Source organism: Stenotrophomonas sp. SMYL11, assembly GCF_036320005.1.
Classification (GTDB): Bacteria; Pseudomonadota; Gammaproteobacteria; order Xanthomonadales; family Xanthomonadaceae; genus Stenotrophomonas; species Stenotrophomonas maltophilia_A.
In genome coordinates this window covers 137,455-147,505 of the sequence record NZ_JAWIRS010000012.1, presented here as the reverse complement: position 1 = coordinate 147,505, position 10,051 = coordinate 137,455, and the positions used below count along the sequence as shown (strand labels likewise).

The 10,051-nt window shown below is 68.5% G+C and carries 11 protein-coding genes and 1 riboswitch; of the genes, 5 read left to right on the top strand and 6 right to left on the bottom strand.

Translation table 11 applies throughout. From position 1 onward, the window contains the following. Positions 1-99: IS3 family transposase (locus V3B46_RS16565; protein ID WP_197616391.1), on the top strand; the 99-nt coding region annotated here is incomplete at its 5' end. 239 nt (positions 100-338) lie between these two features. On the opposite strand, the gene V3B46_RS16560 is transcribed toward V3B46_RS16565, so the two are convergent. Both V3B46_RS16560 and V3B46_RS16555 read right to left on the bottom strand, forming a co-directional pair. Beyond that, entirely contained in the window at positions 339-776 is a 438-nt protein-coding gene (locus tag V3B46_RS16560; RefSeq protein WP_154261956.1) for a hypothetical protein, read from the bottom strand. Between the two features lie 43 nt (positions 777-819). After that, entirely contained in the window at positions 820-2,667 is a 1,848-nt protein-coding gene (locus V3B46_RS16555) for an RpoH suppressor (RefSeq protein ID WP_329892370.1), read from the bottom strand. Positions 2,668-2,821: 154 nt separating this feature from the next. Beyond that, positions 2,822-3,036: riboswitch (cobalamin riboswitch) on the top strand. Between the two features lie 161 nt (positions 3,037-3,197). Between V3B46_RS16555 and V3B46_RS16550 the strand changes: the two genes are divergently transcribed. Continuing rightward, entirely contained in the window at positions 3,198-3,884 is a 687-nt protein-coding gene (locus V3B46_RS16550) for an epoxyqueuosine reductase QueH (protein ID WP_080376050.1), read from the top strand. A 55-nt stretch (positions 3,885-3,939) separates the two neighbouring features. Further along, positions 3,940-4,566 carry a bifunctional nicotinamidase/pyrazinamidase gene (gene pncA, locus V3B46_RS16545; protein WP_329892369.1) on the top strand — a complete coding sequence of 209 codons (627 nt, stop codon included), beginning with the start codon at positions 3,940-3,942 and terminating at the stop codon, positions 4,564-4,566. Between the two features lie 168 nt (positions 4,567-4,734). Here the strand turns inward: pncA and purU are convergent, their stop codons facing one another. Next, on the bottom strand, positions 4,735-5,586 hold the full coding sequence (purU, locus tag V3B46_RS16540) for a formyltetrahydrofolate deformylase (RefSeq protein WP_329892368.1): 852 nt from the start codon (positions 5,584-5,586) through the stop codon (positions 4,735-4,737). A gap of 114 nt (positions 5,587-5,700) precedes the next feature. Here purU and V3B46_RS16535 point away from each other — a divergent pair, with 114 nt between their 5' ends. After that, entirely contained in the window at positions 5,701-6,612 is a 912-nt protein-coding gene (locus V3B46_RS16535; protein WP_049399772.1) for a LysR family transcriptional regulator, read from the top strand. 3 nt (positions 6,613-6,615) lie between these two features. Here the strand turns inward: V3B46_RS16535 and V3B46_RS16530 are convergent, their stop codons facing one another. The 3 genes from V3B46_RS16530 to V3B46_RS16520 form a co-directional block, all read right to left on the bottom strand. Further along, positions 6,616-7,716, bottom strand: coding sequence for an NADH:flavin oxidoreductase/NADH oxidase (locus V3B46_RS16530; protein ID WP_329892367.1), 1,101 nt, complete (start codon positions 7,714-7,716; stop codon positions 6,616-6,618). Positions 7,717-7,898: 182 nt separating this feature from the next. Further along, positions 7,899-8,714, bottom strand: a complete 816-nt coding sequence (locus tag V3B46_RS16525; RefSeq protein ID WP_329892366.1) for an NAD-dependent protein deacetylase — start codon at positions 8,712-8,714, stop codon at positions 7,899-7,901. A gap of 55 nt (positions 8,715-8,769) precedes the next feature. Further along, positions 8,770-9,171, bottom strand: a complete 402-nt coding sequence (locus V3B46_RS16520; protein WP_004153688.1) for an acyl-CoA thioesterase — start codon at positions 9,169-9,171, stop codon at positions 8,770-8,772. Positions 9,172-9,323: 152 nt separating this feature from the next. Here V3B46_RS16520 and V3B46_RS16515 point away from each other — a divergent pair, with 152 nt between their 5' ends. Then, complete coding sequence (locus V3B46_RS16515) at positions 9,324-9,959, top strand: LysE family translocator (protein WP_329892365.1); 636 nt, start codon at positions 9,324-9,326, stop codon at positions 9,957-9,959. Positions 9,960-10,051 lie beyond the last annotated feature (92 nt).

Below are 10,051 nucleotides of genomic sequence, written 5' to 3'. Positions count from 1 at the left end.
GTGGAATACATCCAGTACTACAACGAAGAACGCATCAAACTGAAACTGAAAGGTCTGAGCCCGGTAAAGTACCGGGAGCAGGCCCAATCGGCCGCGTGACCCCGTCCAAGTCTCGGGGGTCACTTCACCATGGGGGCTTGGTCGCGGCATCCATGCCGCTCACACCCCCTCAACCGGACCCACCCCGCCTTCGACAGGTTTACGCGGCTGTTGGTGCCCGCTGCTGTTGGTGGGTGCCGACCGTTGGTCGGCACGGGGTCGGATCCCGTTGCGACGCGACGGGCTCTGACCCCATCCGGAAATTCGCTCTGGTAGGTGCCAACCTTGGTTGGCAGGTTTTAGTCCCAGAACACGGTCAGTACGCGATGGCCTGCGGAAGGTACGGGGGCATCGATATGCTGCCCATACGGCCAGCCTTCGCCAACGCCGTCGCACTCCAGTCCCTGCAGCCAGCCTTCCACGGTTGCGGCGTCGGCGCGGGTCAGTACGTGCACGTTCTCGGCGGCAGGCCATTCGCTGTCGTCTTCCAGTGCGCTGCCCCAGTCCTGGTGCAGGCCCACGTAGACACCTTCCACTTCCGGCTTTGCGGCTATCGCGGCCAGGCGTGCGTACAGCTCGGCAATCGGCGGGCGGCCGTAGCCCCACTGGTTCGGTGCGATGCACTCTTCGAAATCGTTGCCTTCGAAGTACGCGGCCAGCGGCACCACCGGCAGGTGGTCCGGATCGCGGGCATCGAGGCGTTCAAGCAGATCCAGCAGCTCCTGGCGGGCGCTCATGGGGCGATCCTTGCGATGGGGGGTGCGATTGTATCGGTCGCGCTCAGTAGATCGGCGTGACCTTCATCTGCGGAAGCGGGCGCGGTGCGCCGTCAGTAAGGTCCGGGCCCAGGTCCTCCCAGGTGCGTCCCTGCTCGACCATCAGCCCCCACAACTGCTGCGATGCCAGCCGCTTGTCTTCCGAGCCCAGCTTGTACGACGGTGGCGTCGGCTGGCCACTGGCAACCATCGAGTACGCTGCGCGGTAGGCCAGCACCTGTTGCGCCGGGTCATCGGTGCGCGCCACTTCCAGCGTGTAACGCTGGTAGGCCGAGGCCAGGTTGCGCCAGCGGATCCAGTAGTGGTTCTCGAACGAGAACGAACAGAAGCGCGCACCGGCCAGGCTGCCCTTGTCGGCGATGCGGGTCAGCACGTCCTGCGGCATGTCCAGGTTCATGCCGCCTTCGTCGCCCTGCAGGCTGACGTGCACAATGCGGTCGCGGTAGCCCGGTGCGCGCGCCTGCAGCAGGTCGCGCCAGTTCTGCATGGTCGCCACCACCGCGAACAGGAAACGACCCAGCTCCGCAGCGGCCAGCGGCGTGGCGATCGACTGGTAGGTGCGCTGCCAGCCGTGGCGGTTCTCGGTGGGCAGGAACACGGCATGTTCCAGCGCCTGGCGGCCACTGCTGCCGTGGCTCACATCTTCGGCATGCTGCGGGTAGACCAGATTGATGGCGAAGGTTGGCCAGCGCGGCAATGCGGCATCGAACAGGTGGATCGGGAAGTTGCTGCTGATGCCACCATCGGAGAACCAGCAGATGCGGAACGCGGTGATGACCGGGCCACAGGTCTGCCCGGCACTGGTCAGCCCTTCCATGCTGTCGGCCACGTTGTGCTCCTGGTCGGCGGCAGGTGCGGTCGGTTCACAGCGACGCTCGCGGCGCGAGGGCTCGTGCAGCGGCACCGCGCTGATCAGCAGCGGGAAGCTCAGGCTCATGCGCGTGGCCACCAGCACCGGCAGCTTCGGGCCCTGCGGCAGGTGGTAGTACTGCCGTCCTTCCACCTCCAGCGGCGGGCCGGCCTGCTTCACCAGCCACTGCACCACGCTGGCCGGGAACAGCTGCTCGAACTCCTCGCGCAGGAACCAGAACTGCGCGCCGCCCAGCGGCAGCGTGCGTGGCTCGTTGTGCGACACACAGGTGGTGATCATCTGCAGGCTGATCGCATGCGGGCTGTCCGGCTCGCCGGCATAGCGCGGCGCATCGTGCAGGTCGGCGAACGTGAGCGGTGCATCCAGCGGCTTGCCGGACAGCTGCTGCAGGCACTCGTGCAGCCACTCAGTCAATGCCGGCGTGCGTGCATCGCGGCCGAGGCCGCTGCACAGGCCCAGCAGGTTACGGCGCGCCACCCGCGCCACACGAAGCGCGGCGCCGGCCACACCCGCACCGTACGCGCACAGCAGCGACGGCAGCAGCGTGGCGGCCACGCCGCTCCAACCGCCGCCCCACCAGCCCAGGCCGAGCAGCAGCGCCAGCGACACCAGCACCTCCAGTGGCGCGATCTCGAACACCGCGATGGCCAGGCACAGCAGCTTGTGTGGCAGGCGGGCATTGCCGGTCAGCACCACCAGCAACCGATAGGCGGCGCGCGCGCCCCGTGCCGGCTGGAACAGGCTGTAGATGAAGCCGCGCCGCGACAGCAGCGCCGACACCGCCGACAGCCCGCCGTAGCCGGCATCGCCGGGCAGGTGCTCGCCGGCCTGCTGGCGGCGATCACCGCATGCCGCCGCGGCCGCTACGGCTGCGGCGATGGCGCCGGCCGAGGTGCCGCCGATGCTCTTGAATCGATACTCGCGCGCCAGCGCCAGTACCGCATTGGGGTACACGATGCCGCTGGTGATGCCACCTTTCATGACCAGATCGCAGTACTTCGCCGCCACGAGCCACCTCCCGTCTGTCGGTGCCCAGTATGGCAAGAGGCGCTCTCACAGCCTGAGAAGCGAGCCACAGCCCTGCGCTTTCATTGGCCCTTGACCATTGCCCTCGACGCGTCCACCGTGGGCACGCCGAAGGTATCCCTGCCGTGGCATTGATGGCGGCAGGGATTTAAACGGGAATCCGGTGAAGGCGCCTTGCGCGCCCATTCCGGAGCTGCCCCGCAGCGGTGAATGGAAACGAATCCTGCCAACAGCACTGGGCTCACGCCTGGGAAGCGGCAGGTAGTAGGTGGGCTGCGGCCCGTGTCCATCAGCCCGAATACCGGCCCCGGCCGGGGGACACGACCGTCCCCTGACTCGACCTGGAATCTCCGCGGGGAGGTTGCCGGGGCCGTCGTCGTCCTGCGCGTGCAGGCGGTGTGGCCGCGTGCGTCCTTTTCACGGTATCCAGCCAGACCCGTTCACCCACGCGCTGATGCATGGGCCACCGCCGTTGCCGGCGGTCCATGCGGTACCTGACGATGACCGAGCTCCAACGCCCCACCCTGACCCTGCCCGCCGACGGCAAGCGCCTGCTGCTGCATTCATGCTGCGCGCCTTGTTCCGGCGAAGTGATGGAGGCGATCACCGCCTCCGGGATCGACTACGCGATCTTCTTCTACAACCCCAACATCCATCCGGTGAAGGAGTACGAGCTGCGCAAGCAGGAGAACATCCGCTTCGCCGAACAGCACGACATCCCGTTCATCGACTGCGACTACGACACCGACAACTGGTTCAGCCGTGCGCGCGGCATGGAGAACGAGCCCGAACGCGGCATCCGCTGCACGATGTGCTTCGACATGCGCTTCGAGCGCACCGCGCTGTACGCGCACGAGCACGGCTACGACACCATCAGTTCTTCGCTGGGCATCTCGCGCTGGAAGAACATGGCGCAGATCAACGACTGCGGCATCCGCGCCGCATCGCGCTATGAAGGCCTGCAGTACTGGGACTACAACTGGCGCAAGGGCGGCGGTGCCAGCCGCATGATCGAGATCAGCAAGCGCGAGCAGTTCTACCAGCAGGAATACTGCGGCTGCGTGTACTCGCTGCGCGATGCCAACCGCCACCGCCGCGAGAATGGCCGCGAGCGGATCAGGATCGGCCTGCTGTACTACGGGCAGGACGCTGAGACGCCGCAGGGCGATTGACGTGCAGGCATGGGGCGGCCACGCTGGTCGCCCCTTCTGTTGTACCGGAACTGCCATGACCGCCCTGCCCGCCGATGTCGCCCTGCTGGTGATCGACCTGCAGCCGGACTTCATGCCCGGTGGCGCCTTGGCCTGCGACCAGGGCGATGCGCTGGTGGCACCGATTGCCGATCTGCTGGCGCAGCGCCGCTACCGCACCGTGGTGGCGACACAGGACTGGCACCCGGCCGACCACGCCTCGTTCGCCAGCCAGCACCCCGGCCGACGGCCCTTCGAGACCATCCTGCTGCACGCGCAGCCGCAGACCCTGTGGCCCAACCACTGCGTGCAGGGCAGCGCCGGTGCCGCCCTGCACCCGGGCGTGGACTGGACCGTGGCCGACCTGATCCTGCGCAAGGGCACGCGCCAGCAGGTGGATTCGTACAGCGCCTTCCGCGAGAACCACGGCCCCGATGGCGAGCGCCCGGCCACCGGCCTGGCCGGCTGGCTGCACGAACGCCGCATCCGCGAAGTGCACGTGTGCGGCCTGGCCCGCGACTACTGCGTGCTGTGGAGCGCGCAGGACGCGGTGAAGTCCGGCTTCCAGGTGAAATTCCTGTGGGAGCTGACCAAGCCGGTGACCGACGCCAACGACGCGATGGTGCGCGAGGCGCTGGGCAATGCGGGGATCGCGATCGCCTGACTCACCACCGCCGGGCACGGCCCGGCGCTACCGGTAATCCGACCCCGAAACGGTAGTGGCGGGGGGGGGGGGGGCCCCCCCCCCCCCCCGCGGGGGGGGGGGGGGGGGGGGGGGCCCCCGCTGGCCGGCAACCCCGGGATCTCTGCTGTTGCCGGCCAGCGGCCGGCACTACCGGAACACGACTGTACGATGCCCATTGAGCAGGATGCGGTGCTCCACATGGCGCCGAACGGCGCGCGCCAGCACCAGCGACTCGGTATCACTGCCCAGCCGCACCAGCTCGCGCGGTGCCATCGCGTGGTCCACGCGGGCCACGTCCTGTTCGATGATCGGTCCTTCGTCCAGATCCTCGGTGACGTAGTGCGCGGTGGCGCCGATGATCTTGACCCCGCGCGCGTGTGCCTGGTGGTACGGCTGCGCGCCCTTGAAGCTGGGCAGGAAGCTGTGGTGGATGTTGATCGCACGGCCGGCCAGCGCGCGGCACAACGTGGGTGACAGGATCTGCATGTAGCGCGCCAGCACTACCAGGTCGATGCGTTCGCGCTCGACCAGGTCGATGATCTGCTGCTCCTGCACCGCGCGCGTATCAGCGGTCACCGGCAGGTGGTGGAACGGCACCTGGTAGGACGCCGCCAGCGGCGCGAAGTCGGCGTGGTTGGACGCCACTGCGGCGATGTCGACCTTCAGCTGGCCGCTGTGGGCGCGGAACAGCAGGTCGTTGAGGCAGTGCCCCTGCTTGCTGACCAGCACCAGCAGGCGGGCGCGGCGGCGGCCATCATGCAGCTGCCAGTCCATGCTGAAGCCGGCGGCGAGCGTGGCCATGGCGGTGTGCACGGTCTCCAGCGGCAGGCCAGCATCGCGGTCGAAATGCACGCGCAGGAAGAAGCGGCCACTTTCCTCATCACCGAACTGCTGAGCGTCGAGGATGTTGCAGCCGTGATCGAACAGCAGGCCGGACACGCGATAGACGATGCCGGTACGGTCGGGGCAGGACAGGGTAAGAATGGAATCGGGGCGCATCGCCTGAGTGTAGGGCAGCGACCTGCCCCCGGGATCGATGGTCACCGATGCAACCGACCTGCTTGGTTCAGTCCCAAGCGATACTTGGGTTTCTCCATGGCAAGCTGGTCGGTCATGAACCTGTTGCAACTGATCCGCAGCTTCACCCGCACCGCAGAGACCGGCAGCATTGCCGCCGCGGCCCGCATCCTTGGCATCAGCGCCACCGCAGTCGGCCAGAACATCAACCGGCTGGAGGCACATCTGGGCGTACGGTTGCTGAACCGAAGTACGCGCCAGCTGGCCCTCAGCGAGGCCGGCGCGCTGTACCTGGCGCAGGTGCGCCACATCGAAGCCGATCTGGCGCGCGCGCAGGCGATGGTCACCTCTGGTGACATCGAACCGGCCGGGCCACTGCGCATCGCCAGCAGCAGCGCCTTTGGTCGCCACGTGCTTGCCCCCTTGCTGCCTTCGCTGCAGCAGCGCTACCCGCAACTGCAGCTGGAGCTGCGCCTAACCGATCGCGCCGTGCAACACGGCCCGGAAGCGGTGGATGCCAGCATCCGCATCGGTGCACAGTTGGAGGACGGCGTAGTCGCACGGCAGCTGGCGCGCGTGCCGTTCGTGTTCTGCGCCTCGCCGGCCTACCTGAAGGCACACGGCACCCCGCAACAACCCTCCGAGCTGAGCGGCCATCGCGGGCTGCTGCACCGCTTCCCCACCGATGGCCGGCCGCTGCGCTGGGGCCTGTTGAAGGATGGCCAGCGCGTGGACGCCGCACTGCCGCCGAGCATGGTCTGCGATGACATCGATGCGCTGGCGACGCTGGCCGCAGCCGGTGCCGGCATCACCCGGCTGGCCGCATTCGTGGCCGAGCCGTACCTGCGCGATGGCCGCCTGCAGGCGGTGTTCGGCGCCGACACTGCATGGCGCCCCGAACCGATGGAGGTCTACTTCTGCGTCAGCGACCGCCGCGATTTCACTGCCAAGATCCGCGCGCTGTTCGAGCACCTGCAGGCCGGCATGGCGCCGGCCTGGCGGGTGTGAGCCTCAGCGCGTCTTGAACACGCCGCGCGCATCGCGCGGCTCGCAGCGCAGGTATTGCGGCGCCGGTTCCACGCTGTCGCGCAATGCGGCGGCGGCATGCCACGGCCAGCGCGGGTCGTAGAGGATGCCGCGCGCCAGGGCTACCGCATCGGCGTGGCGATGGCGCAGGATCGATTCGGCCTGCTCCGGCTCGGTGATCATGCCCACGGCGATGACCGGCACGCGCACCTTGGCCTTGATCGCCGCTGCGAACGGCACCTGATAGCCCGGGCCGACGGTGATCTTCTGGCGCTCGTCCAGGCCACCGCTGGAGACATGCAGGAAGTTGCAGCCGCGCGCGTCCATCACCTGCGCCAGCGCTTCGCTCTGCACCAGATCCCAGCCGCCATCGACCCAGTCGCTGGCGGAAATACGCACGCCCACCGCGACCTTGTCTGACACTGCCGCACGCACCGCATCGAACACCTCCACCAGCAGGCGCAGGCGGTTCGGCAGCGAGCCACCGTAGCCATCGGTGCGGCGGTTGCTCAGCGGCGACAGGAACTGGTGCAGCAGATAACCGTGCGCGGCATGCAGCTCGATCAGCTCGAAGCCCAGGCGCTCGGCGCGCACCGCACTGGCGGCGAAGGCGGCGATGACCTCGGCGATGCCGGCCTCGTCCAGTTCCTGCGGTGCCGGATCGGCGGCATGGAACGGCAGCGGCGACGGCGCCACGGTGGACCAGCCACGCGCATCATCGGCCGGCAGCTGGCCACCACCGTCCCACGGACGCTTCACCGAGGCCTTGCGGCCGGCATGGCCCAGCTGGATGCCCAGCGGCATCGGCGACCAGCGGCGGACGCTGGCCAGCACCTGCGCCAGCGCGGCCTCGGTGCCGTCGTCCCACAGGCCCAGGTCGGCCCAGCTGATGCGGCCGCGCGGTTCGACGGCAGTGGCTTCCAGGATCATCAGGCCGGCACCGGACTGCGCCAGGTTGCCAAGATGCATGGCATGCCAGTCGCTGGCGCGGCCGTCTTCGGCGGAGTACTGGCACATCGGCGCGATGACGATGCGGTTGGACAGGGTCAGGGGGCCGAACGAGATCGGCGAAAACAGCTGGCTCAAGACGGTGATGAACGACGTAGGGGGTGCGTATTGCACCGCCGCACGGCCTGCGAATCAACCGTCTGGATGGATCGCTGTTTCGCGGTGGGCGGGTGGTCGGTAGAGTCGACTGTCAGTCGACTGCTTTTCCAACGGCCGTCGAAAGGCCCGCGCTGCGCGCGATAGTCGACTGACAGTCGACTCTACCCGGCCGACGGTTCGACAACCGACGCCAGCGCCTCGGCGCAGTCCCGTTCATCCTTGAACTGCAGCAGGTCGTCAGCGCGGGTGCGGCCACGGTTCAACGCCGCCACCGGCAGCCCTGCCCTGGCCGCCGCCTGCACGAAGCGGAAGCCGGAATAGACCATCAGCGATGAACCCACCACCAGCACGGCGTCGGCCTGCTGCAGGTGCTCCTGCACCGCCTGCACGCGCTCCCGCGGCACGTTCTCGCCGAAGAACACCACATCCGGCTTCAACACGCTTCCGCAGTGCGGGCACTCGGGCACCACGAACGCGGAGAAATCGGTCTCCAGATCGGCATCACCATCGGGCGCGATGCCGGCCTCCAGCGCGTCCCAGCCGGGGTTGGCGTCCAGCAGGCGCTGCTGGAATTCCTCACGGCCACTGCGGCGCTCGCAGCCCATGCAGCGCACAAGGTCCAGACGGCCATGCAGGTCGATCACGTTGTGGCTGCCGGCGCGCTGGTGCAGGCCGTCCACGTTCTGGGTCAGCAGCACCTGCAGCGTGCCGCGGCGTTCCAGCGCGGCCAGGGCCTGGTGGGTGCCGTTGGGCCGGGCCAGGCCGAACCGCGGCCAGCCGAGCAGGCTGCGCGCCCAGTAGCGCTGGCGGGTAGCCATCTCGCCCATGAAGGCCTGGTAGGTCACCGGCGGCGTGCGTTTCCACTGGCCGTCGGCATCCCGGTAGTCGGGAATGCCCGAGGCGGTGCTGCAGCCGGCGCCGGTCAGCACGAACAGGCGCTGGGCACGGTCGATGAAGTCGGTCAGTGGCAGGGTCATGGCTGCCAGATGGGGGCGCGGTGGCGCCCCCGCAAGCGCCGGTCCGTTGGCCGGGTCAGGCCGCCGGCAGCGGCGGCACCGCGATCGGGTGGCCTTCCTCGTCCAGCGCGATCATCACGAAGTGGCCGCGGGTGCACAGCTTGCGCTCGCCGCTGTGCAGGTCTTCGGCGACCAGTTCCACCTCCACCTTCATCGAGCTGCGGCCGACTTCGACGATGCGGCCGATGGTTTCCACCATCTGGCCGATGCGGATCGGCAGCTTGAAGTCGACCTGGTCGCTGCGCGCGGTCACCACGGTGCGGCGCGAGTAACGGGCGGCGGCCAGGAACGCGGCCTTGTCCATCCATGCCAATGCCTGGCCACCGAACAGGGTGCCCAGATGGTTGGTGTGGTTGGGGAAGACGATTTCGGCCATGCGCACTTCGGTGGGCGGCACGGTCTCGGGGATCGGAGTCATGGAGGGCTTCGGTGTGTGGGGTCCGGCAATTTTATGCGACCGGCGTGACGGCCATCGAAACGCATATGCAATGGCCACCTGGCAGCGGTGCCCGCGCAGGCCGCACCCGTGGCAGGCGCTACACTGCGCCACGCCCACCGCCAGGACCACCCATGCCCGCCACGTCCGACCTTCTGGCCTTTGCACTGGTCTCGCTGGCCATGGTGATCACGCCCGGGCCGAACATGATCTACGTCATCTCGCGCTCGATCTGCCAGGGGCCGATGGCGGGACTGATCTCGCTGGGCGGGGTGGCGCTGGGCTTCGTGTTCTACATGCTGTGCGCGGCGCTGGGCATCACCGCCCTGCTGATGACGGTACCGTTCGCCTACGACGCGCTACGCATCGGCGGCGCGTTGTACCTGTTGTACCTGGCCTGGCAGGCGGTGAAGCCGGGCGGCCGTTCGCCGTTCGCGGTGCGTGACCTGCCGCAGGACAGCCCGCGCAAGCTGTTCACGATGGGCTTCTTGACCAATCTGTTGAACCCGAAAGTGGCGGTGATGTACCTGTCGCTGCTGCCGCAGTTCCTGCACCCGGACAGCGAAGGCAGTGTGCTGATGCAGTCGATCGTGCTGGGCTCCACCCAGATCGCGGTGAGTGTGACCGTGAACGGCATCATCGCGCTGACCGCTGGCAGCATCGCCGGTTTCCTGGCCGCGCGCCCGACCTGGCAGGTGGTGCAGCGCTGGCTGATGGGCACGGTGCTGGCCGGGCTGGCGGTGCGCATGGCGGTGGAAGGGCGACGCTGATTGTAGAGTCGGGGGGGGGGGGGGGGGGGGGGGGGGGGGGGGGCGGGGGCGCGGGGCGGCACGCGAGCAGGGCCGGGGCGCCGCCGGGGGGG